The 22184-nt window shown below is 66.5% G+C and carries 20 protein-coding genes; 12 read left to right on the plus strand and 8 right to left on the minus strand.

The annotated features are described in order from the left end of the window. The first annotated feature begins 76 nt into the window (after positions 1-76). The 3 genes from H1B27_RS19455 (at position 77) to H1B27_RS19465 (ending at position 4520) form a co-directional block, all read left to right on the plus strand. Complete coding sequence (locus tag H1B27_RS19455) at positions 77-1948, plus strand: sigma-54-dependent Fis family transcriptional regulator (protein WP_197967159.1); 1872 nt, start codon at positions 77-79, stop codon at positions 1946-1948. Positions 1949-2077: 129 nt separating this feature from the next. Then, positions 2078-2965, plus strand: a complete 888-nt coding sequence (locus tag H1B27_RS19460; protein WP_197967160.1) for a LysR family transcriptional regulator — start codon at positions 2078-2080, stop codon at positions 2963-2965. A 130-nt stretch (positions 2966-3095) separates the two neighbouring features. Beyond that, positions 3096-4520, plus strand: a complete 1425-nt coding sequence (locus H1B27_RS19465; RefSeq protein ID WP_197967161.1) for an FAD-binding protein — start codon at positions 3096-3098, stop codon at positions 4518-4520. 31 nt (positions 4521-4551) lie between these two features. On the opposite strand, the gene H1B27_RS19470 is transcribed toward H1B27_RS19465, so the two are convergent. Both H1B27_RS19470 and H1B27_RS19475 read right to left on the minus strand, forming a co-directional pair. Continuing rightward, positions 4552-5106 (minus strand): flavin reductase family protein, encoded by a 555-nt coding sequence (locus H1B27_RS19470; RefSeq protein ID WP_197967162.1) that lies wholly within the window; start codon positions 5104-5106, stop codon positions 4552-4554. Positions 5107-5163: 57 nt separating this feature from the next. After that, complete coding sequence (locus H1B27_RS19475) at positions 5164-6261, minus strand: LLM class flavin-dependent oxidoreductase (protein ID WP_197967274.1); 1098 nt, start codon at positions 6259-6261, stop codon at positions 5164-5166. Positions 6262-6478: 217 nt separating this feature from the next. Here H1B27_RS19475 and H1B27_RS19480 point away from each other — a divergent pair, with 217 nt between their 5' ends. From H1B27_RS19480 to poxB, 3 genes are all read left to right on the plus strand, one after another. Next, positions 6479-7405, plus strand: coding sequence for a 2-dehydro-3-deoxygalactonokinase (locus tag H1B27_RS19480; RefSeq protein ID WP_197967163.1), 927 nt, complete (start codon positions 6479-6481; stop codon positions 7403-7405). Between the two features lies 1 nt (position 7406). After that, positions 7407-8033 carry a 2-dehydro-3-deoxy-6-phosphogalactonate aldolase gene (locus H1B27_RS19485; RefSeq protein ID WP_197967164.1) on the plus strand — a complete coding sequence of 209 codons (627 nt, stop codon included), beginning with the start codon at positions 7407-7409 and terminating at the stop codon, positions 8031-8033. A gap of 114 nt (positions 8034-8147) precedes the next feature. Beyond that, positions 8148-9884 (plus strand): ubiquinone-dependent pyruvate dehydrogenase, encoded by a 1737-nt coding sequence (poxB, locus tag H1B27_RS19490; protein ID WP_061878927.1) that lies wholly within the window; start codon positions 8148-8150, stop codon positions 9882-9884. Positions 9885-9949: 65 nt separating this feature from the next. On the opposite strand, the gene H1B27_RS19495 is transcribed toward poxB, so the two are convergent. Together H1B27_RS19495 and H1B27_RS19500 are read right to left on the minus strand one after the other, a co-directional pair. Next, on the minus strand, positions 9950-10315 hold the full coding sequence (locus H1B27_RS19495) for a hypothetical protein (RefSeq protein WP_061878928.1): 366 nt from the start codon (positions 10313-10315) through the stop codon (positions 9950-9952). A gap of 69 nt (positions 10316-10384) precedes the next feature. After that, complete coding sequence (locus H1B27_RS19500; protein WP_061878929.1) at positions 10385-11293, minus strand: PaaI family thioesterase; 909 nt, start codon at positions 11291-11293, stop codon at positions 10385-10387. A gap of 151 nt (positions 11294-11444) precedes the next feature. On the opposite strand from H1B27_RS19500, the gene H1B27_RS19505 reads away from it, so the two are divergent. After that, positions 11445-11765, plus strand: coding sequence for a hypothetical protein (locus H1B27_RS19505; protein WP_061878930.1), 321 nt, complete (start codon positions 11445-11447; stop codon positions 11763-11765). A 166-nt stretch (positions 11766-11931) separates the two neighbouring features. Here the strand turns inward: H1B27_RS19505 and H1B27_RS19510 are convergent, their stop codons facing one another. Continuing rightward, the gene (locus H1B27_RS19510; protein WP_197967165.1) at positions 11932-13401 is read right to left on the minus strand and encodes an amidase; all 1470 of its coding nucleotides are present in this window, start codon (positions 13399-13401) and stop codon (positions 11932-11934) included. A gap of 129 nt (positions 13402-13530) precedes the next feature. Continuing rightward, positions 13531-14643 carry a cyanuric acid amidohydrolase gene (atzD, locus tag H1B27_RS19515; protein WP_197967166.1) on the minus strand — a complete coding sequence of 371 codons (1113 nt, stop codon included), beginning with the start codon at positions 14641-14643 and terminating at the stop codon, positions 13531-13533. Between the two features lie 281 nt (positions 14644-14924). On the opposite strand from atzD, the gene H1B27_RS19520 reads away from it, so the two are divergent. The 4 genes from H1B27_RS19520 to H1B27_RS19535 all read left to right on the plus strand — a co-directional run bounded on the left by H1B27_RS19520 (position 14925) and on the right by H1B27_RS19535 (position 19778). After that, the gene (locus H1B27_RS19520) at positions 14925-17261 is read left to right on the plus strand and encodes a Tex family protein (protein ID WP_197967167.1); all 2337 of its coding nucleotides are present in this window, start codon (positions 14925-14927) and stop codon (positions 17259-17261) included. Between the two features lie 193 nt (positions 17262-17454). Further along, a complete protein-coding gene (locus tag H1B27_RS19525; RefSeq protein WP_197967168.1) occupies positions 17455-17922 on the plus strand; it encodes a hypothetical protein in 468 nt (155 codons plus the stop codon). Positions 17923-18022: 100 nt separating this feature from the next. After that, on the plus strand, positions 18023-18715 hold the full coding sequence (locus H1B27_RS19530) for a winged helix-turn-helix domain-containing protein (RefSeq protein ID WP_197967169.1): 693 nt from the start codon (positions 18023-18025) through the stop codon (positions 18713-18715). Then, on the plus strand, positions 18702-19778 hold the full coding sequence (locus tag H1B27_RS19535; RefSeq protein ID WP_197967170.1) for a sensor histidine kinase: 1077 nt from the start codon (positions 18702-18704) through the stop codon (positions 19776-19778). Before H1B27_RS19530 ends, H1B27_RS19535 begins: the two co-directional genes overlap by 14 nt. A gap of 13 nt (positions 19779-19791) precedes the next feature. On the opposite strand, the gene H1B27_RS19540 is transcribed toward H1B27_RS19535, so the two are convergent. Beyond that, a complete protein-coding gene (locus tag H1B27_RS19540) occupies positions 19792-20163 on the minus strand; it encodes a response regulator transcription factor (RefSeq protein WP_197967171.1) in 372 nt (123 codons plus the stop codon). After that, complete coding sequence (locus H1B27_RS19545; RefSeq protein WP_197967172.1) at positions 20160-21026, minus strand: S1C family serine protease; 867 nt, start codon at positions 21024-21026, stop codon at positions 20160-20162. Before H1B27_RS19545 ends, H1B27_RS19540 begins: the two co-directional genes overlap by 4 nt. A gap of 184 nt (positions 21027-21210) precedes the next feature. Here H1B27_RS19545 and H1B27_RS19550 point away from each other — a divergent pair, with 184 nt between their 5' ends. Continuing rightward, complete coding sequence (locus H1B27_RS19550) at positions 21211-22176, plus strand: VOC family protein (RefSeq protein ID WP_061878940.1); 966 nt, start codon at positions 21211-21213, stop codon at positions 22174-22176. Positions 22177-22184: the final 8 nt, after the last annotated feature.

A 22184-nucleotide genomic window follows, 5' to 3' on the forward strand; every position in this document is an offset into this window, starting at 1 on the left:
CGTTCCCGGTTCCCAATTGACATCCCGCCCCGTGGTGCCAGACTTTGCACAATAATACAGGGTGGAGACGTCCGCGATGGCCAGCCTTTCGGCCTCGAACCATGTCGCCCGTGTCTTGTCCGTCGCCAATCAGGTCACGGACCGCTTGGCCGACGTCGATGCCTCGTCGCGGATCGCCAGTTCCTGGCGGCGCTGCCTGGTCAATCACAAGCTCGATCCGGCCCGCCAAGGGCCGCCACAGACGCTGACCGAAGCCGAGATCCGGCACGCCGCCGAGCCGATGGAGCAGATGATCAGGCTCGCAATGCCCGAGCTCGACGATCTCGCCCGTGTGCTGCGCGATGCCGGTTACTGCGTCAATCTCGCGGATGCGAACGCGACCATGCTGTTCAGCCGCCTGCCGGGCGAAGCCGATGCCAAGATGTTTCTGGACTGGAAGATCTACACCGGCTCGAACTTCGCCGAGACCTTCGAGGGCACCAATGGGCTGGGGACCGCGCTCGCGGAGGAGAAGCCGATCCTGGTGCATCGCGACGAGCATTTTCGCGCGCAGTGGCACATGTTCTCCTGTGCCGTGGCGCCGCTGTTCGACCAGGCCGGACGTCTCGCAGGTGCGGTGAACATCACTTCCTGCCGGGAGGATCTCGAACGTGCCGCGCACCAGCTTGCGCTGGCTGTGACCATGGAGGCGACGCGGCGGATGGAGGGCGCGATCTTCCGTGGCCATTTCCACAACGCCTGGATCGCCACCGTGCCCGGCGACGGCGGCAGTGGCCTCATCGCCTATGATGACGACCGTCGCATCATCGGCGCCTGCCGTTCCGCGCGTGCACTGCTGGGCCTCACCGACGGCATGATCGCCTCCGGCATTGATCTGTCGCGCTACATCGAGTTCGACCATCAGGCCGAGGGTGGCGCGGAGGATGTCGTTCGGCTGCGCCGTGCCGACGGCAGCGCCCTGGGTCAGGGCCATGTCGCGCCGCCACTGCGCAGGAGGGTGCGTCCGCTCGCGCCGCGTCGCGATGCGCCAGTCGATCGCTTCGATGCGCTGCATCGGCTCGCCGGCCGCGATCCCGGCCTGATCAAGAGCGTGAACCGGCTCAGGCGCATCGGGGATCACAATCTGCCGGTGCTGCTGCATGGCGAGACCGGTGTCGGCAAGGACGTGTTCGCGCGCGCCATTCACGCCGCCAGCAACCGGGCGCGTCACAACTATGTCGCGCTCAATTGCGCGGCGATGCCGGAGAGCCTGATCGACGCCGAACTGTTCGGCTACGAGGCCGGCGCCTTCACCGGTGCGCGCCGCGACGGCTCGAAGGGCCTGATCGTGCAGGCGGACGGCGGCACGCTGTTCCTCGACGAGATCGGCGACATGCCCATCGGCTTGCAGACCCGCCTGCTCCGTGTGTTGGAAAACCGCGAGGTCTGGCCGCTCGGCGCGCTCAAGCCCGTCGCCGTCGACATCCGCCTGATCAGCGCCACACATCGCGACCTCGGCCGCATGGCGGAGCAGGGCGCCTTCCGCGCCGATCTCTATTTCCGCCTGCGCGGCATCGAGGTGCGGCTGCCGGCGCTGCGCGAGCGCGCCGACCGCGACGATGTCATTCGCCAGATCGCGCGCGAGGAGGCGCCGAATTGTCGTCTGTCGGACGAGGCCTGGTCGCAGCTCGCGGCCTATCCGTTCCCCGGCAACATGCGCCAGCTCCGCCACGTGCTGCGGCTCGCCGGCTGCACCGCGGAAGACGGTGTCATCACGGATGCCGATCTCGATCTGCCGCCGTTCGGTGGACGGGCGGCGGAGCCTGATCTCGCGGCCGCCGAACGCGGGACGATCGTCGGCGCCCTGCGCGCGCATGGCGGCCGCGTCGCCGAAGCGGCTCGCGCCCTGAAGCTCAGCCGCGCGACGCTGTATCGGAAGATCAAGCAATTGAAGATCGAGTCCGTCTGACCCTTGGCCCGGCGCGACGTCCCACTTCCGCCGAAACAGGCTCGGAACGTGGCGGCGCTAGGAACGCCCCGCCGGATGGGCCGTCGCGAACGGGCATTGCCGCAAATTTGCGAGAGAGGAGGAGGCTCGATGGAGGAGATCGAAGTCTTTCTGGCTGTCGTCGAAGCCGGCAGCCAGACCGCGGCTGCGCGGCGGTTGGGGCGCTCGCTCCAGTCGGTCAACCGGGCGCTGTCTGCGCTGGAACGTAGCGTCGGGGTCGAGTTGGTGCGGCGGACCACGCGGCAGTCGGTGGCGACGGAGGCGGGGCTTGCGTTCTATCGTCGCGTCAAGCCAGCCTTTGCCGAAATCAGTGAAGCGCGCCTCGAGGCGGCAAACCGGCGCGTCGAGCCCTCCGGGCTGCTCAGGGTCGCCGCGCCAATCCTGTTCGGGGCCACCCATGTCGTGCCGGCCATTGCCGAGTTCATGGCGCGCTTTCCGCAGATCGAGGCCGACGTCAACATGTCCGACCGGCCCGTCGACGTCGTCGGAGACGGCTTCGATCTCGCAGTCCGGATCAGGGAATTGCCGGACTCTTCGCTCAAGACTCGGCGGCTGGGAGAGCTGCGCACCGTCGTCTACGGTGCGCCCGATTATTTCAAGCGCCACGGCCGCCCGCGTCAGCCCAGTGATCTCGCCGATCACCAATGCATCCTGCGCAGGACGGCCCAGGGCGAAGCCGATGCATGGCGGTTTCGGATCGACGGCCGCTTGACCACCGTGCAGGTGAATGGCCGTTTTCGCACCGACAGCACGACGGCGGCGCATGCTGCCGCTCGTCATGGCATCGGCGTCGGATATGGTCCGTTCTGGCAGATCCGCGATCTCGTCGACCAGGAGGCTCTCGAGATCGTGCTCGAGCATTTCGAGGCACCGCGAACGCCCGTGCGTGCAGTGTTTCCACCCAGCGCGATACCGCCGGCCAAGACGCATCTCTTCGTCGATCTCCTGGCGGAGAGGCTGAAGCTCGAGCGGCTTTGAGCGACGTTTCGGGAACTCATTCTACCGGCTGGCGGGAATGTCTATCTCGCGCCACGCCGGTTGTCCCGGCGCAGGGGCCATCGCAGCTTGAAGCGCAAGGGCACTTTCGCCCCGCGAGAAGGACTGCGCCATGACTCCCAATCGACGGACACTCCTCCATGCGGGCGTCGGCGTCACCGCGACGCTGGCCTCCGCTACTCTTTCCGGACAGTCGTCCGGCGCCCACGATTCGCGATCGCCCGAGCCCTTGCTCGCCAACGACGCAGAATCTCGCGCGGCAGCCGCGCAGGATTTCGGCCACATCGTGGATAGACGGCCTCGGGCCGTCTGCAAGCCTGCGACGGGCGGCGAGGTCGCCGACATCGTGCGCTGGGCAAAAGCCCAAGGGCTGAAGGTTGCGGCGCGCGGACAGGGGCACGCAATCTATGGCCGGGCTATGGCCGAAGACGGCATCGTGATGGATCTTGGCATGTTGGCCACCATCCATCGGATCGAGCCAGATCGCGTCGTGGTCGATGCCGGTGCGACCTGGCACAAGGTGTTGGATGCGACCTTGGCCAAAGGGCTCGTTCCGCTGGTCTTGACCAATTACCTCGATTTGTCCGTCGGCGGCACGCTTGCCGTCGGGGGAATCGGGGGATCCTCATCCCGGCACGGTTTCCAGACCGATCAGGTTCTGGAACTCGACGTCGTCACCGGCGAAGGCGTGGAACTGACCTGTTCGCCGACCTCGCATCCCGAGCTCTTCGATGCGGTTCGAGCCGGCCTTGCGCAATGCGCGATCATCGTCAGAGCGACGCTTCGCTTGATGCGCGCACCCGAGCGGGTTCGCCGATTTCAGCTGTCCTATCCCGATCTTGCCTCGCTCACGGCAGATCAACGGCGCGTTCTGGAAGAGGCGCGCTTCGATCAGTTGCAGGGGGCTGTCGTGCCCGACGGCACCGGTGGCTGGCGCTATCAACTGGAGGCGGGTGTCTTCTACGACGGCAAGATGCCTCCTGACGACGGGGCCTTGCTCGCGGGCCTGGTGGACAAGCGCGAGACCGTCTCCGACCTGACGTTTGGCGAGGACGCGAACGCATTCGCCAAGCTTGAGAAGATCCTGCGGGCGAACGGCCAGTGGCTCAATCCGCATCCCTGGCTCCTGACCTATCTGCCGGGCAGCAACGCGCTGAAGATCGCGAGCGATGTCATTGCCGAACTGAGCAGCGATGATCTGGGCCCGTTCGGGCGCATCACCTACTATCCGATGTTCACCGACGTATGCCGCACGCCCCTGCTTCGGCTTCCTGACGAACGCGTTGTGTTTCCGTTCAATCTCATCCGTATCCCGGCGTCGGCGGACAGGGCGAATGCGGAGCGGCTGGTCATGCGAAACCGCGAGCTCTATGAGCGTCTTCGCAGCGCGGGTGGGGTGTTGTATCCAGTGAGCGCGTTTCCGATGTCGCCCAACGATTGGGCTGATCATTTCGGTGTGCGATGGTCGCTCTTGCGCGAAGCCAAGGAGAGGCATGATCCCGCTGGCCATCTCACTCCGGGCTATGAGCTGTTCTAGATCGCCGGATCCGGCATCGGCCACGGCATCGTCAGGAGAAATCCGTCCAGCTCAGATGCCGCGCGTCGAGGTCGCCGATCGTCACGCCCTCGCGCATCTCCCGCGGCGTATGGAAGTTGCTGCGCAAGTACACGAGCGGCGTCGCCATGGCCGAATGCGAGACGTCACGCACCTCGCCTACGAAGATCGAATGCGTCCTGGTTTCGAATTCCTGCGCCAGCACGCAGTCGAACGCGGCAACCGCGTCGCTCAGCACCGGCGCGCCGGTAGCTCCACGCGTCCACTGCCCGAATGCGAAGCGGTCGTCGCCATTGACGCCCTTCTGGCCGCTGAAGGTGAGCGCGAGCAGCGCATGATCCTCGTGCAGGAAGTTGATCGCAAACGCGCCTTCCTCGCGGATGCGCGCGTGGGCGCTGGCGTTGCGGTTGACGCAGACGATCAGCGAGGGCGGTGAGTCCGACAGCGAGCAGGCCGAGGTCACCGTCAGCCCGGTGCGCTTGCCGTGCTCGGCACCCACCGTCACCAACGCGACGGCGCCGGCGCATTGGCGCATCGCCTGCTTGAAGTCCTTGGCATCGACCGTCACGCGGAAATCTCCGAAATGAATGCGGGTGCGGCACGATCGCGCCGCACCCGCTGAGCGTCAAGCCGCCTTCTTCGCCGAGCCGAGATGCGCAAGGCGCGGCATCACCTCGTTCTTCAGCAGCGAGAGCGAATGGTGCCAGGCTTCGGCCTTGTGCTTGTAGTCGAAGCCGAACACCAGGAGCACGCCGAAGCCGCCGACCTCCTCGTAGATCTTCTCGATCTTCTCGGCGACCGTCGCGGGCGAGCCGACGATCCAGTTCCGCTTGGCGCAATATTCGACCGTGACGTCGCTGTCGGGCACGTCGGGCGCGTGCTTCAGATAGTCCTTGAAGCCGAAATGGCCGAGCAGCGGCAGGAAGTACTCGCTCATCATCCGGCCCATCATGTCGCCGGTCGAGAGCCTCCAGGCCTCTTCATCGGTGTCGGCAACGAACACCTCGCGCACCAGCCGCCAGTCCTGCCGGTTCGGCTTGCGGCCGGTCTTGGCAGCACCGAGCTCGACGGAGTCCCAGTGGCTGGAGACATAGGCCGGGTTGAGGTTGAGGCTCATCGGGATGAAGCCGCGCTCGCCGGCGAGCTTCAGCGTGTCCGAGTTCTTCGACAGCCCGGCGACGCCGATCGGCGGATGTGGCGCCTGCAACGGTTTGATATGGGGTTTCAGGAAGTCGAACATCGTGTCCGGCTTGGTCACCGTCCAGAACTTGCCCTTGTAGGTGAAGGGCGCGGGATCGGACCACAGCTTCAGGATGATCTCCAGCGCCTCGCGGGTCATGTCGCGGTTCTGCCCGCTCATGCCGTCGACGTTGAACATCGCCCAGTCGCTCGGCAGGCCGGATGCGGCGACGCCGAAATTGAGCCGGCCCTCGGAGAGATGGTCCAGCATGGCGACGCGGTTGGCGAGCTCGGCCGGATGATGATAGGGCAAGAGAAAGCCGCCCGGCCCGATGCGAAGCTTTTTCGTCTGCATCAGCGCCTGTGCGATCAGGAGGTCGGGTGTAGGATTGGGTTCCCAGGGCGCGGTGTGGTGCTCGCCGACCCAGGCTTCCTGGTAGCCGAGCTCGTCGAGCCAGCGCATGACTTGCAGGTCCCAGTCGTTCCCTTCCTTCAGGCCGCACTCCGGCGGATGCGAAGGCATCGTGAAATAGCCGATCTCCATGGGTTTCCTCATCTGATGTTGACGCGTCTTGTCGCGCGTTGACGGCGTTGAACGACCAGTCTTCAGCAAGCGGTGTGCCAGCGCGGCGGGACTTCGAATCGAAGAGAAAGCGCTGGTTTGCCTGCGCAATAGCCGGTATCTCGACGGGAGCCTGCAAGACATCGTCTCGTTTGTCGCGAGACGGCGTCTCAGCCGTGAGACGAGGACGAGACCTGACATGACCGAACCCGCTTATGTCGCGGTGGACTGGGGCACCAGCAGCTTCCGGCTCTGGCAGATCGATGGCGCCGGCCAGGTGCTGGCCGAGCGCCGCAGCGGCGAGGGCATGCTGGCCGCGGCGAAGGTCGGGTTCCCGGCGGTGCTGCGATCGCATCTCGCGGCGGTCGAAGCGCCGGATCATCTGCCGGTGCTCGTCTGCGGCATGGCCGGTGCTCGCACCGGCTGGGTCGAGGCCGGCTATGTCGACGCGCCGGCGCCGCTCTCTGCCGTTCTGAAGCAGGCCGTGCGTGTGCCGGGCGAGGCGCGCGATATCCGGATCCTGCCGGGCATCGCGCAGCGCGACGCCGAGGCGCCGGACGTCATGCGCGGCGAGGAGACGCAACTGCTCGGCGCCCTCGGCCTCGATGCCGCGGGCGAGGCGCTGGTCTGCATGCCCGGTACGCATTCGAAATGGGTTCGCGTGAAGGATGGCACGGTCGCGCATTTCTCCACTTTCATGACCGGCGAGCTGTTCAGTGCTGTCTCGCGCGAGACGATCCTGTCGCTCGCGGTCGCCGGCGCAGACGACGCCGAGGATGTCGCGAGCTTCAGGGCGGCAGTGAAGGCTGCGTACGAGGCACCGGCCTTCGCCGCCAATCTTCTGTTCGGCGCGCGGTCGCGACAGCTTCTGTTCGGCGGCACGCCGGCCGCGGCGCGCGAGACGCTGTCGGGCACGTTGATCGGTGTCGAGCTGGCGGCAGGGCTCTCCGGCACCGTGCCGCAGTCGGGTGTCATGCTGATCGCCTCGGGACGGCTCGCGCGGTTGTACCGGCTGGCTTTCGAGGCGCTGTCGATGACCGCAAGGCCGATCGATGCGGATGAAGCGGTCCGCCGCGGTTTGTCGATGGCGGCTGCCGCGATCTGGACGAAGCAGAAGGATTCTTGAGATGAGCGTTGCTTTTCCGCCGATGAAGCGGCCGCTGGTCGCGATCCTGCGCGGCGTCAAGCCCGAGGAGACGGAGGCCATTGTCGGCGTGCTGATCGAGGCCGGCATGACGGCGATCGAGATTCCCCTGAACTCGCCCGATCCGTTCCGCTCCATTGCGATGGCGGTGAAGCAGGCGCCATCAGGCGTATTGATCGGCGCGGGCACGGTGCTGACCGCGGCAGATGTCGATCGTCTCGATGACGTCGGCGGCAAGCTCATGGTCTCGCCCAATGTCGACACCGAGGTGCTCGCGCGCGCGCATCAGCATGGCATGGTGACGATGCCCGGTGTGTTCTCGCCGACCGAGGCGCTGCTTGCCGCGCGCTCGGGTGCGTCGAGCCTGAAATTCTTCCCGGCGAGCGCGCTCGGCGCCTCCGGCATCGCCGCGATCAGGGCCGTGCTGCCATCAGGCGTGATGATCGCCGCCGTCGGCGGCGTCTCCGACCAGAACTTCGCGGAGTACATCAAGGTCGGTGTGACCGCGTTCGGGCTCGGCTCTAGCCTCTACAAGCCCGGCATGACGGCAGCGGACGTCGCAGCTCGCGCGAAGGTGACGGTCGCGGCCTACGATCGGGCGATTGCGTAAAATTGAGCAGGAACAGACAAGCGGTGATCGTGTCATAGCTTATTGTCCCTCGCGGTGTCGCAACCGATGTTTGCGCATCGTGCACATGTGACTGGCTGAAGCAGGAGACCGACAATGGCGATCAACAACGTAGCCGATCTGTTCGTGGCAACGCTCGAACAAGCGGGTGTCAAGCGCATCTACGGCATCGTCGGCGACAGTCTTAATGCGCTCACCGAGGCGCTGCGCCGTCGCGGCACCATCGAGTGGATCCACGTCCGGCACGAGGAGGTTGCAGCGTTTGCAGCGGCCGGCGAAGCCGAGATGACCGGGAGCCTCGCAGTCTGCGCCGGCTCCTGCGGCCCGGGCAATCTGCATCTGATCAACGGGCTGTTCGATGCTCACCGCAGCCGCGTTCCGGTGCTCGCGATTGCGGCGCAGATCCCGACCGCCGAGATCGGTGGCGGCTATTTCCAGGAGACCCATCCGCAGAACCTGTTCCGCGAATGCAGCCACTATTGTGAGCTGGTGTCGGATTCGAGCCAGCTTCCCTACGTGCTGGAGAACGCGATTCGCGCCGCCGTCGGCCTGCGCGGCGTTGCCGTCGTTGCCATGCCCGGTGACGTCGCCTTCCGCAGTCCCCCGAAGCGTGAGCTGTCGACGGCGCGCGGCCTTGCCTTGTCGGCGCCGAAGGTCGTGCCGGAGGCCGATGAGCTGAAGGCGCTGGCGGACCTCCTCAACGCCGCCGAGCGTATCACTCTCTTCTGCGGCCGAGGCTGCGCCGGCGCGCATGCGCCGCTGATGCAGCTGGCGGAAGCTCTGAAGAGCCCGATCGTGCATGCGCTCGGCGGCAAGGAGCATGTCGAGTACGACAACCCTTACGACGTCGGCATGACCGGATTCATCGGCTTCTCCTCGGGCTATGCCGCCATGCACGCCTGCGACGCGCTGGTGATGCTCGGTACCGATTTTCCGTACAAGCAGTTCTTCCCGACCAACTGCCAGGTCGCGCAGATCGACATCCGCCCGGAAAATCTCGGCCGGCGTTGCAAGATCGATCTCGGCCTCGTCGGCGACGTCAAACTCACCATCGAGGCGCTGCTGCCGCTGCTCAAGACCAAGACGCAGCGCAAGCATCTCGACGATGCTGTCGCGCACTACAAGAAGGCTCGCGAAGGGCTCGATTCGCTCGCCAGGGGCACGCCGGGAAGCAAGCCGATCCATCCGCAATATCTCGCCAAGGTCATCAGCGACCATGCGTCCGAGGATGCCGTGTTCACTGCCGATGTCGGCACGCCGACCGTGTGGGCCGCGCGCTATCTCGACATGAACGGCCGCCGCCGGCTGATCGGCTCCTTCGCGCACGGCTCGATGGCCAACGCGATGCCGCAGGCGATCGGCGCGCAGGCCGCACAGCCCGGCCGCCAGGTCATCTCGCTCTCCGGCGACGGCGGCTTCACCATGCTGATGGGCGATCTGATCACGCTGACGCAAGAGAAGCTGCCGGTGAAAGTCGTCGTGTTCAACAACGGCGTGCTAGGCTTCGTCGCGCTGGAGATGAAGGCGGCGGGCTTCGTCGACACCGGTGTCGATCTGGAGAACCCCGATTTCGCCGCGATGGCGCGCGCGATGGGTATCTTCGCGAAACGCGTCGAGGATCCCGGCGAACTCCCGGGCGCGATGAAGGAGATGCTGGCGCACAATGGGCCGGCATTGCTCGACGTCGTCACCGCCAAGCAGGAGCTGTCGATGCCGCCGACCATCACGGCCGAGCAGGTCAAGGGTTTCAGCCTCTGGGTCCTGCGCGCGGTGATGAATGGCCGCGGCGACGAGGTGCTGGACCTCGCCAAGACCAATCTCTTGCCGCGCTGATTTCAGCCGAGGCGGTTCGGTTCACCTCTCCCACCGGGCGAGGTGAACCACGGACTGCGCGGGCCTCAGCCCCGCTTCACCGATGGCACGGGCATCTGCTCATGGCGGCGTTGGAAGCGTTGCCAGTGCAGCGCGATGCCGACCAGCAGCGCCGGCACAAAGCCGAGCCCGATCAGGAAATGCGGCAGCGCCTTCGCTGAGACGAAGGCAATCGCAATATCCGAGATCAGCCACAGCGCTGCGAATATGACCGCAAAGTCCGTGCGCGGGCAGCGCAGGTAATAGAGCACGGCAGTGATAACGATGGCAGGACCGATGGCGATCGCGAATATGATCGCCGTCAGCTCCTTCGGCGTCAGCGCGTCGAGCACCATCGATGCCAGCAGCCAGAGCGCGGCGAACATGGCGACGATATCGAGCGGATGCCGCAATCTAATACCTCTCGCGGGGACGTGTGCTATCGTTGTGGCCGAAACTTCGGCCGTCAAGTCAAAATGCGCTTATTCCTCGTCACTTCCCGGCGTCGGGCGCAGCATGAAGTGACCGAAGGCGGTGGCGATCGGCTTGGTGGCATCATCCTGCCAGGCCCGCGCCTCGAAGGCCACGATTCGCCGGCCCTGCTTCACGATCGAGACGTCGGCGAACGTGTCGAGGGCACGGCCGGAGCGCAGATAGTTGACGGTAAGGCCGATCGGCTTGGGCGGCGCGGCAGCGCCGAGCTCGCGCGCCACGCCGACGATCGCGGTGGTCTCCAGGAAGGCGCCGGTCATGCCGCCATGGATCGCGGGCAGGATCGGATTGCCGATGATCTTCGGCGAGAACGGCATCGTCAGCGTGCCGTCGTCGTTGACGCGGATGCCGAGACACCGCGCGAACGGGCTGCGCGCAAACGGCCCATCCGGAACCTCAGGAGCCTCCAGCGATGGGATGCTGCGCGTATCCATACGGCGGTCGGCAAGCATGTTGGTGCGGTTGGCGCCGATCATGAAGCAGGCGGTGGCGGTCGCGACCGGATCGTCCTCCGACTCCTGATAGGCGGTGGAGCGCACGAAGGCAATCGAGCGTGTGGTGCGGTAGCAGACCGAATGCGCCTTGATGTCGAGGCCCGGCGTCGCCGGCTTCTGATAGTCGATGCGCAAGTCCAAGGTTGCGATCGCGCGCGTGCCGTCGAGCGCAAGCTGCACGGCCATGCCGCAGCTCTCGTCCAGCATTGCCGTGACGACACCGCCGTGCAGCATGCCGGTCTCGGTGTCGCCGACGAAGACGGGCCGGTAGGGCAGGCTGGACCAGGCCTCGGCTGGCGCGAAGCGGTCGAGCTGGAGCCCGCTGATATGGCCGTAATCGGAGCGGCGGCCCTTGATGGCTTCGGCGAGTTCCTCGAATGGGAGCGTGACAGGTACAGTGGACATGGCGATGTTCTAAACCAGTGCCGAGCGCCGCGCAAAACCCCCAAACGTGCCTTGTCCGGGACGCCCTGCCGGGGGCGGTTTGGCCTCGACAGGCCGGGCCAAAGCAAGGATGGTGGGCGCTTCGTTCGTCCCATGCCCGCAAGGAGCGCCCATGACCGACCCCGAGACACCCGGCACCAATCAGGGGCCCGTCACGATTTCCACCTCGAGCTCGGAGCGGGCGCCGATCATCTATTTCGACGGTGCATCCTGCTTCGGTCACCACAACGGCGCGATCCAGATCGAGCTCGCCGCGAACCTGTTGATGCCGGTCGGCGCCGCCGTCAGGGTCGACGTGGTCCAGACCGCGCACCTGCGTTGCAGCGTGGCCGCGGCGCTGGCGCTGCGCGAAGCGCTCGACAAGGCGCTCGCGATGTACCAGCAGGGCCAGCAGCAGCCGCGACCGGAGGAAATTCCGGCGGTGAAGAACTGAGATCGCCGTACGGCCTGCATGGTTCGAGATGCGCCGCAAGGCGGCGCTCCTCACCATGAGGGTCTAAGAGATGGCCAAGAAATCAGACCTCATCCTGAGGGCCCGCCAACGGCGGGCGTCTCGAAGGATGGCCCCAAGCGCGGGGTCTACGAGAAATAGGCCTGCTTCAGCAGACATGCACCTTCGGCTTCTTGCCGCCGTTCCACTTGCCATCGAGCGCGCGCTCGATCTGGGCTGCGAGTTGCAGCAAGAGGCCGTCATTGGCCTGCTTGGCGATGGCCTGGATGCCGAGCGGCAGGCCGTGCTCCTGGGTTGCCATCGGCATTGAGATCGCCGGCATGCCGCAGAGATTGGCGAGCGGCGTGAAGGCGAAGTTGCGCCAGAGATTGCCGAACCAGTCGAGCACGTCGGGATTGTCGGAGATGGTGAGGTATTCCCTGGTGCCGACCTTCGGCGTCGGCAGCGCCGTGATCGGCGTCAGGATCACGTCCCACTGCTCGAAGAAGGCGCCGAAGCCGCGCGAGGTCGTGTTGAACACGCCCTGCATCTTCGCCCGCTCGGCGAAGCTCGTGTGCCGGCCGGCTTCCCAGATGCGGATGTTCATGGGTTCGATCAGATCTTCCGGCGGTTTTTCCAGCCCGCGCGCAGCGAGCATATTGGAGATCACCACCGCGAAGTTCGAGATGTAGCAGGTGGTCTGCGCCGCGAACGCGGCACGGAAATCGACCTCGGGCAACGCGTAGTCGACGTGATGGCCGAGGCCTTCGAGGAAGCGGCCGGCCTTCTCCAACTCGGCGGCGATTTCCGGCGTGGCGCTATAGTCGCCCCATGTGTGCGACACCGCGATGCGAAGCTTTGACGGGTCGCGCTTGATCATCTCGCAATAGGGCTGCGCCGTGGTCCAGAACGGCATGAATTCGCCGGGTGCCGGTCCGCGGGCATGGTCGACGAAGGCGGCGGTGTCGCGCACCGAGCGCGACTGGCAGCCCTGGATCGAGACGAGGCCGGTGAGATCGGACATGTGCGGCGCGAGCGAGAACACGCCGCGCGAGACCTTCAGCCCGATATTGCCATTGACGCCGGCGGGAATGCGGATCGAGCCGCCACCGTCGGTCGCATGCGCGATCGGCACCACGCCCGCGGCGACCATCGCCGCGCTGCCTGCGGACGAGCCGCAGGTGGTGTAGTCGGTATTCCAGGGATTGCGCGTGACGTAGACGGCGGGATTGTCGGCGGAACTGCACACGCCGAATTCCGGCGTCGTGGTGCGTCCGATCAGGTTCAGTCCGGCCTGGCGGAATTTTCCGGTCAGGAACGTGTCCGCGCCGGCGCGATTGCCGCGCATCAGCAGCGAACCCATCTCCTGGAGCCGTCCCTTCATGGTCGGCCCGAGGTCCTTCATCAGGAAGGGCAGGCCGGCGAAGGGACCTGCGAGATTGGTACCGTCCTTGGCGGGATCGACGATCACGTCCTCGAACAGCTCGACCACGCCCGACAGTGCCGGATTGACCTTGGCAACGCCGGCCGCGGCCTGCCGCGCCAATTCCTTCGCCGTCAGCTCGCCCTTGCGGACACGCCCTGCCAGCGCGACTCCATCGTGCTGCGCCCATTCATTCCAGCTCATCGGCAAAGTCATGACGTCAAAATCCTCTTGGAAAGCGGCTATCTTCCTTTCGCAAGGAACGGTCCGAATCAAGCGAGCCGGCGCGAGGGGCAGGGTTGCGTGGGGCGGACAGGTCGCAAGTCCCGGAGATGCCGGCTCGTATCAATCCGACAGTCGTGCAATCGCTGCAACCGGCCCGCCGCCCGGCGGACCCTGGTGCTCGGCGCCGCCGGACACGTAGACCGCCCCGGTGCCGGCAAGGCCAGCGATCAGGCCGCCGACCGCTGCGCGGGCGTGGCGTGTCGAGCTGATGTCGGTGTCTTCCAGCATGGTGTGGCGAAAGCCGCGCACGCTGCCATCAGGCGAGGCCTCCGCCTTGGCGAAGACGTTGACGAGCTCGCGGCCCTTCGTTGCCTGCGACGCGATGCGGAGTCCGACGTTTTCCAGCGCCGCGGTCACCGCGACGGCGTCGATGGCGTCGCGCATCACGGCATGACCAATCTCGAATTCGCTTACCGATGCCGCCGAGTTGCCGAGCACGATGACGACGTTGTGCATCAGCTCAATGCCTGACGAGGTGGAGGCCACGGACGAGAACAGATCATAGCGCCGCAGCACGTCCTCATCGCGGAGATCGGCTGCGATCTCGCCGAGCGCGACGGCGACGCCGAGCGCGGAGGCGCCGCGGGAATAGGCCATCGAGGCGTAGGCGCTGGTCGTCGCTGTCTTGTTGCCGCGCGCCGCTGCCGCCGCGACGCGATCGCCGGTGAGCAGCGGGCACTTGATCTGCACGAAATGGATGTCGGCGGGATCGCTGATGCCGGCATCCGCCATGGCGGCCTTCACGGCTTTCGCCGTCTCCGTGATCTGCGCGGAGCGGCCGAGCTCCTCGGGCAGGAAATCCCGCGTCTGCGCCATGCCGATGCTCAGCCGCTTGCCGGTGGGGCCTGCCGGACGGGCGTCGACATTTCGGCGCGTGAACACCGTGATGTGCGGACTGAGCACGCCCTCGGTGCCGCCGGACATCACGAAGGCGATGCGCTGCTCGACCTCGTGTGGCGGCAGGTCGAGGTGGGGTGCCAGCGCCGCGCACAGCGCGCTGACGGCGTATTCCCGCGTGAAATCGTTGACGCCGCCATTACCCTCGGTCTTCCCGAGGATCGCCAGGATCTCGCGCGGGTCGATCGCGCCCGAACCGATCATGGCCATGAGACCGGAGACGTCGCCGGGGCCCGTGGTGGCGATCCTGAAGACGCCGACCGATGTTGTACGCATGACTGTCCTTGTGGAGTTCAGGGCCCGGCGGCGCAAACAGCCGCTGAACGGCGGCTCCTGTCAAGCGGGATGACGGGCCGGCTATCCTGGTCTGCCGCGACGCAAGAGGGAAGCCGCGCGTCCCCACGAATGTGGCGAGATCGCATCGATCCGGCAAAAAAATCCTCTGTCGACGGTTGCGCGCCGCACCTTGATGAATCAACCTCGGTTGGTCCATAAGCGGCGTCCCGCGTCCGGTGCTTTTCGCCCTGCGTCGCGTGCTTTGATAGAGGGAATCTCGCGTGGCAAATATCAACCACAAAATTGCGCAGGAGCTTGGGGTTCGCGCCGAGCAGGTCGAGGCGGCGGTGACGCTGCTCGACGGCGGCGCCACGGTTCCCTTCATCGCCCGCTACCGCAAGGAAGCGACCGGTGCGCTCGACGACGCGCAGTTGCGCACCCTGGAGGAGCGCCTGGTTTACCTGCGCGAGCTCGAGGACCGCCGCAAGGCCATCCTCGAATCGGTCCGCGAGCAGGGCAAGCTCGATGCAGCCCTCGAAGCCACGATCATGGCCGCCGACAGCAAGGCGCGCCTCGAAGACATTTACCTGCCGTTCAAGCCGAAGCGCCGCACCAAGGCGGAAGTTGCCAAGGAAGCCGGACTCGAGCCGCTCGCCAATCAGTTGCTGGTCGAACCCGGCAACGATCCGAAGGTCGTTGCAGAGGGCTTCGTCAACGCCGAGAAGGGCGTTGCGGATGCCGCTGCCGCGCTCGACGGCGCCCGCGCCATCCTGGTCGAGCGCTTCGACGAGGACGCCGACCTCATCGGCGCATTGCGCGAAGAGATGTGGACCAACGCGCGCATGGCCTCCAAGGTGCGCGACGGCAAGAAGACCGAGGGCGAGAAGTTCGCCGACTATTTCGATTTCTCCGAGCCGCTGGCCAAGCTGCCATCGCACCGTATTCTCGCGATGTTCCGTGGCGAGAAGGAAGAGATTCTCGATCTCCAGATCCAGGCCGAGGCGGAGGCGCCGCCGCCGGGCGTGCCGAGCGCGTATGAATTGAAGATCATGAAGCGGTTCGGCATCGCCGACCTCAAGCGACCCGGCGACCGCTGGCTGGTCGACACCGTGCGCTGGGCCTGGCGCACCAAGATCCAGGTGCATCTCAACATCGACCTGCGCATGCGGCTGTGGAATTCGGCCGAGACCGAGGCCGTGCGCGTGTTCGCCTCGAATTTGCGCGACCTGCTGCTGGCTGCGCCCGCCGGCACCCGCGTCACCATGGGGCTCGATCCCGGCTACCGTACCGGCGTCAAGGTCGCCGTCGTCGATGCGACCGGCAAGGTGGTCGACACCATCGCGATCTATCCGCACGAGCCGCAGCGGCAGTGGAACGAATCGCTGGCAACGCTCGGCCGGCTCGCGATCAAGCATCGCGTCGAGCTGATTGCGATCGGCAACGGCACTGCCTCGCGCGAGACCGACAAGCTCGCGACCGAGCTGGTCAAGGGCCTGCCCGAGCTGAAGATGAACAAGATCGTGGTGTCGGAAGCCGGCGCCTCGGTCTATTCGGCCTCGGCCTTCGCGTCCGAGGAGCTGCCGGGCCTCGACGTCACCCTGCGCGGCGCGGTCTCGATCGCGCGACGGCTCCAAGATCCGCTCGCCGAGCTCGTCAAGATCGAGCCGAAGGCGATCGGCGTCGGCCAGTACCAGCACGACCTCGGCCAGGCCAAGCTCGCCAAGTCGCTCGATGCGGTGGTCGAAGACTGCGTGAACGCCGTCGGCGTCGACGTCAACACCGCCTCGGCGCCGCTGCTCGCCCGCGTGTCAGGCGTCGGTTCTGGCCTGGCGCAGAGCATCGTCGCGCACCGCGACGCCAATGGTCCGTTCAAGTCGCGCAAGGCGCTGAAGGACGTGCCGCGGCTCGGGCCGAAGGCGTTCGAGCAATGCGCGGGCTTCTTGCGCATCCTCGGCGGCGAGGACCCGCTCGATGCCTCCGGCGTGCATCCGGAAGCCTATCCGGTGGTGCGCCGGATTCTCGCGGCGACCAAGAGCGACATCAAGGCGCTGATCGGCAGCAGCGAGATCGTGCGTACCCTCAAGCCGAAGGATTTCGTCGATGAGACTTTCGGCCTGCCGACCGTCACCGACATCCTGCGCGAGCTGGAAAAACCGGGCCGCGACCCGCGCCCCGCGTTCAAGGCCGCGGTGTTCAAGGAGGGCGTCGAGGAGATCAAGGATCTCAAGAAGGGCATGATCCTCGAGGGCACCGTCACCAACGTCGCCGCCTTCGGCGCCTTCGTCGACATCGGGGTGCACCAGGACGGTCTCGTGCACATCTCGGCGATGTCCAAGACCTATATCAAGGATCCGCGCGAGGTGGTGAAGCCGGGCGATATCGTCAAGGTGAAGGTGCTGGACTTCGAGGTCGCCCGCAAGCGCATCTCGCTGACGCTGCGCCTCGACGACGAGGTCGGGCCCAAGAAGGACGCACCCGGCATGCAGCGCGACAACAGCTCACGCAACCCCGCCCGCATGACCTCGTCGGCTCCGCGCAAGCAGGAGTCTTCGGGCGGCGGTGCGCTTGCGGAGGCGCTGCGACGCGCGGCCGAGAAGAGTGGCGGCAAGCGGGTGTGAGTCCTTGACCTCTCCCCGCTCGTTGCGGCGAGAGATCAGATCAAGCTCTCTCCACGTCGTGGGGAGGGCGGTGCCTTCCTGACACCCGCGTCAGAATCTGGCGTGTTTGTAAGTTGAAGGTGCCGGTCCGTTCCTTTCATCTGACCATCCTCGTGCGGCGCGGTGATCGCCGCACTGCAAGGAGGATGCTTCGATGAACAACAGGCTTCTCAAAGGCTTCACCGCGGTGACGGTCGTCGCCGCGATGGCGCTCGCTTCACCGGTGCTCGCCCGTGGCGGCGGCGGTGGCGGAGGCCATGGCGGTGGTGGCTTTGGCGGTGGCGGTCATGGCGGCTTTGGCGGTGGCGGCCATTTCGGTGGCGGCGGCCATTTCGGCGGTGGCATGCACGCCGGCGGCTTCGGCGGCATGCGCGCCGGTGGTTTCGGCGGCATGGGTCGCGCACGCTTTGCTGGCGGCCCGCGTTTCGCGCACGCGGCGATCGGTCCGCGCTTCGCCGGCGCAGGCTGGCACGGCCGCCACGGCTTCCGTCACCACCATTTCCGTCGTTTCGCCGTCTTCGGCGCGCCCTATTTCTACGGCGGCTACAATGACGGCTGCTGGAGCAGGAGCTGGACGCCCTATGGATGGCAATGGGTCAATGTGTGCGGAGACTACTGGTAATCGCATCGCCGTACCGCACCATTGTCGCGATCGCCACCGGGCGGTTCCGCTCAGCCCCGGAACGGGATAGTCTGGTGGCGATCGTCGCGCGGAGCTTGTCATGAGCGGAGGTCACCGTCGCATCCTGGTCGTCGAGGACGATCCGGAAACCGCAGGTCAGCTCGTCGAGGAGCTGACTGTTTCGGGCTACGACGTCGACCTCGCAACCAATGGCCGCGAAGCCCTGAGCCACGGCGGTGCGCGCGACTATGCCGTGATTACCATCGACCGCATGCTGCCCGATATCGACGGCATCAGCGTGATGCGCCAGTTGCGCGACGAGGGCATCGCCGCGCCGTTCCTGATCATCTCCGCGCTCGGCGAAGTCGACGACCGCGTGCGCGGCCTGCGCGCCGGCGGCGACGATTATCTCGTCAAACCGTTCTCCTTCACCGAATTGCTGGCGCGCCTCGAAGCGCTCGGCCGCCGCAGCGAGACCATCGCCAAGGAGACGCTTCTGCGCGTCGGCGATCTCGCGATCGACCTGATCGCGCGGGCTGCCTCCCGCCGCGGCCGCAAGATTCCGCTGCTGCCGCGCGAATTCCAGCTGCTCGAATATCTCGTCCGCAACGAGGGCCGCGTCGTATCTCGCGCGATGCTGCTTCAGCACGTCTGGGACCTGCATTTCGATCCGTCGACCAATATCATCGACGTCTATGTGGGGCGTGTTCGTCGCAAGGTCGACGATGCCCAGGACTATCCGCTGATCCACACCATCCGCGGCATCGGATATTGCCTCCGTGCTCCTGGCTAAGACCCTTCGCTCCTCGACCTTCCGCCTCGCGCTGATCGCGATCGCGGCGTTCGGGTTGATCGTCGCGGCGATCATGGCCTACGTCTATTTCGGGACGCTCGCTTACGTCGAGCGCCGGCTCGGCGGGGCCGTCGATCATGACGGCTTCACCGGCATGATCGAGCTCGCGATGGTCGCGGTCGCCATGCTGCTGCTGGTGCTCGCCGGGCTCGCGGCCGTGCTGGTGACGCGGCGCACCGTGGGGCGGATCGAACAGATCAACGCCACCAGCCGCGCCATCATGCTCTCCGGCCTCGATCAGCGTATCCCCTTGCGCGGCAGCAACGACGAGTGGGATCGCGTCGCCGAAAACCTCAACCAGATGCTCGACCGCATCGAGACGCTGATGGGCGAGGTCAAGCAGGTCAGCGACAACGTTGCGCACGATCTGCGGACGCCGCTGACGCGCATGCGCGGCCGGCTGGAAAAGGCCTATCACCACGAGCGCAACAGCGAGGCCGACGCCGCGCTGATCGGGGACACCATCGCCGATCTCGATGCCGTGCTCGGCATGTTCGCCTCCATCACCCGGATCTCCGAGATCGAGACCCGCGCCCGCACCGGCGCCTTCCGCGCGCTTGATCTCGCCGAGATCGCCGGCGAGGTCGTCGAGCTCTACGATGCCGCCGCCGAGCAGGTTGCCACAAGGCTCAGCCTTGCCGGAGAACGCGACGTGGCGATCACGGGCGATCGCGACTTGCTGTTCGACGCCATTGCCAATCTCGTCGACAACGCGATCAAGCACGGCTGCAAGGGCGGGCGGGTGACCGTGACTTGCCGCAGAGCCGATGGCGCTGCGGTGATCGCGATTGCCGACGACGGTCCGGGCATTCCCACCGAGCAGCGCGATCACGTCTTCAAGCGCTTCTACCGGCTCGAACGGAGCCGCTACACGCCGGGCAATGGCCTCGGCCTCAGCCTCGTCGCCGCGGTCGCGCACCTTCATGGCGCCGAGATCGCGCTGCATGACAATGCGCCGGGCCTGACGGTCAGGCTCAGCTTCCCGGCGGCGTCAGCGCCGTGAGGCCTGGGCGGCGTCAAAGCTCGATCACGCCGCGACGCGCGGCGTGCGCGACTGCATCGGTGCGGCCGGTCGCGTCCAGCTTGTCGAGCAGCGAGCCGACATGGAACTTCACGGTGTGGACGGAGATGCCGAGCTGACGCGCGATCATCTTGTTCGAGGCACCTTCCGCCATTAACGCCAGCACGTCGAGCTCGCGCTGCGTCAGCGCGATGTCCTCGGGCATGATGCGCGGATCGCGCGCGACGATCGCCGCGGCCGCCTGCTCGCCAGGCGCAGCAAGACGAAGCCCCGGGATATTGCTGAGCAGCGCCGTCAGGCGATCGGCGAGGGCGGGGGCGTCGATCTCCAGCGCGAGCACGATCTCGGCCGTCTTGTCCTCGCTCACGTCTCCGGCCTCTCGCCGACCGTGACCTTGAAGCTGGCCGGCTCGTCGCCGCGACGCACCGCGACATCGACCACCGTGCCGACGCTCGAAGGTCCCAGCGTCCGCGACAGCGCACGCACGCCGGACAGTTTCTGGTCGTTGACTGCGACGATCACGTCGCCCTGACGGATGCCGGCCGCGGCCGAAGGGCCGGCCTTGTCGACATTCATCACCATGGCGCCGATGCCGTCGTCGAGCCGCACCGGCTGGAGCCCGAGGCCGAGATATCCCCGCGCGATGCGGCCGCGCGCCTCCAGTTGCGCCGCGACGCGCTCGATCGTCGCCGCCGGGATCACCAGCACGCGCCGCGGTCGGAGCACGGCCATGCCGAAGGCTTCGCCCGATGCATCGAGCGCGAGGCCGCCCTGCTGGCTGCCGCGCAGACGGACGTCGAGCTCGATCCGGGCATCGATGTCGCCGCCGCGCAGGGAGCGCCAGCTCTTGCCGGATGTCGACACCATCCCGAGCGCGGCGCTCGGCGTCTCGCGATTGGTGGCGACCACCACCGACAAGGCGCCGAGCGGCGGGACCGTCGCGGCGAGCTTGACCGGCGCGACGGCGGCATCGACGCGCAGCAGCGCGATGTCGGTCGTATGGTCGCGGCCGGCGATCGTGGCGGCCGCGGTGCTTCCGTCGGCAAGGCCGATCTCGACCGCGCCCTCGTCCGCCAGTGCCTCGTCGGCCGTGACGATCAGGCCGGGTTTCCAGGCGAAGCCGGTGGCGCGGGAGCGGTGCGAATGCACGGAGACGACGGACGGCGCCGTGCGCGCCGCCATGTCCGCGAGGGCGGACGACAGCGAAGACAGGGGAGTAGGGGCGGTCATGGCAGGCTCCTGTAAGCTGTCCTCAATCTGGGATATTGCGGGCGCCTGCGAAACTGGCCGGGTGGCCAGGACTTCCCTCCGCGCGACCGACGAACATGTGATTGGGACCCGCTCACGGGAACGTGTAGCAATCGGCCGACATTGCGCCGCATGGCCCTCAACCATTTTGACCGAGCCCTGACCGATGACCATCGATCTCACCCGCCGCACCCTGCTGCAACTCGCCGGCGCAACCTCGCTCGCGATGGCGGCCGGAGCCGCGGCGCGCGCCGAGGGCGTTCCTCAAGGTGCCGGGCCGACCTTTGCCAGCCGCACGCCGATGCGGGTCGGCATGGTGACGCTGCGGGTGAAGAATCTCGACAAGGTTGCGGACTACTACCGCGACGTGATCGGGCTTGCCGTGATGGAGCGTTCGGCGACCGCCGCAAAGCTCGGCACGGCCGGCATAGCGCTGCTGGTGCTGGAGGCCCGTCCCGATGCGGAAATCGAGCCGCGCAATGCCGCCGGCCTCTACCACACGGCGTTCCTGATGCCGACGCGAAAAGACCTCGCGCGCTGGCTGGTGCATGCCGCCTCGCATCGCGTGCCGCTGTCGGGTTTTGCCGATCACCTCGTCAGCGAGTCCGTCTATCTCGACGACCCCGAGGGCAACGGCATCGAGATCTATGCCGACCGCGATCCCTCGCAATGGCAATGGAGCGAGGGCAGCGTCAAGATGGCGACCGACGAGCTCAACATCCCCGACCTGCTGTCGCTGACCAATCCTCGCGTCGCCGACTATGCCAGGGCGCCGGACGGCTTGCGCGTCGGCCACATGCATCTGCGCGTCGGCGACCTCGCGCAGGCCGAGAGCTTCTATCACGGCACGATCGGCCTTGATCCGACGCGCAAGCGCAGCGGCGCCGCGTTCCTGTCGTCGGGCCGTTATCACCATCACCTCGGCTTGAATGTCTGGCAGAGTCAGGGCGCCGGACGGCGCGACGATGCCACCACGGGCCTTGCATGGTTCTCGCTGGTGACGGCGAAGCAGGACATTCTCGCCGCACAGGAGGAACGCCTGCGCAAGGGCGGTGCGCAGCTCACCACGCTTGCGAATGGCGTGGAGGCGATCGATCCATGGGGCACGCGGGTGCGGCTGCTCAAGGCGTGATCGAAAGC

The sequence above is a fragment of the Bradyrhizobium diversitatis genome, assembly GCF_016031635.1.
GTDB classification, from domain to species: Bacteria; Pseudomonadota; Alphaproteobacteria; order Rhizobiales; family Xanthobacteraceae; genus Bradyrhizobium; species Bradyrhizobium diversitatis.

Coding starts and splice junctions, on each gene's coding strand:
- H1B27_RS19455 (WP_197967159.1), top strand. CDS start 77: ATGGCCAGCCTTTCGGCCTCGAACCATGTCGCCCGTGTCTTGTCCGTC.
- H1B27_RS19460 (WP_197967160.1), top strand. CDS start 2,078: ATGGAGGAGATCGAAGTCTTTCTGGCTGTCGTCGAAGCCGGCAGCCAG.
- H1B27_RS19465 (WP_197967161.1), top strand. CDS start 3,096: ATGACTCCCAATCGACGGACACTCCTCCATGCGGGCGTCGGCGTCACC.
- H1B27_RS19475 (WP_197967274.1), bottom strand. CDS start 6,261: ATGGAGATCGGCTATTTCACGATGCCTTCGCATCCGCCGGAGTGCGGC.
- H1B27_RS19480 (WP_197967163.1), top strand. CDS start 6,479: ATGACCGAACCCGCTTATGTCGCGGTGGACTGGGGCACCAGCAGCTTC.
- H1B27_RS19485 (WP_197967164.1), top strand. CDS start 7,407: ATGAGCGTTGCTTTTCCGCCGATGAAGCGGCCGCTGGTCGCGATCCTG.
- poxB (WP_061878927.1), top strand. CDS start 8,148: ATGGCGATCAACAACGTAGCCGATCTGTTCGTGGCAACGCTCGAACAA.
- H1B27_RS19500 (WP_061878929.1), bottom strand. CDS start 11,293: ATGTCCACTGTACCTGTCACGCTCCCATTCGAGGAACTCGCCGAAGCC.
- H1B27_RS19505 (WP_061878930.1), top strand. CDS start 11,445: ATGACCGACCCCGAGACACCCGGCACCAATCAGGGGCCCGTCACGATT.
- H1B27_RS19510 (WP_197967165.1), bottom strand. CDS start 13,401: ATGACTTTGCCGATGAGCTGGAATGAATGGGCGCAGCACGATGGAGTC.
- atzD (WP_197967166.1), bottom strand. CDS start 14,643: ATGCGTACAACATCGGTCGGCGTCTTCAGGATCGCCACCACGGGCCCC.
- H1B27_RS19525 (WP_197967168.1), top strand. CDS start 17,455: ATGAACAACAGGCTTCTCAAAGGCTTCACCGCGGTGACGGTCGTCGCC.
- H1B27_RS19530 (WP_197967169.1), top strand. CDS start 18,023: ATGAGCGGAGGTCACCGTCGCATCCTGGTCGTCGAGGACGATCCGGAA.
- H1B27_RS19545 (WP_197967172.1), bottom strand. CDS start 21,026: ATGACCGCCCCTACTCCCCTGTCTTCGCTGTCGTCCGCCCTCGCGGAC.
- H1B27_RS19550 (WP_061878940.1), top strand. CDS start 21,211: ATGACCATCGATCTCACCCGCCGCACCCTGCTGCAACTCGCCGGCGCA.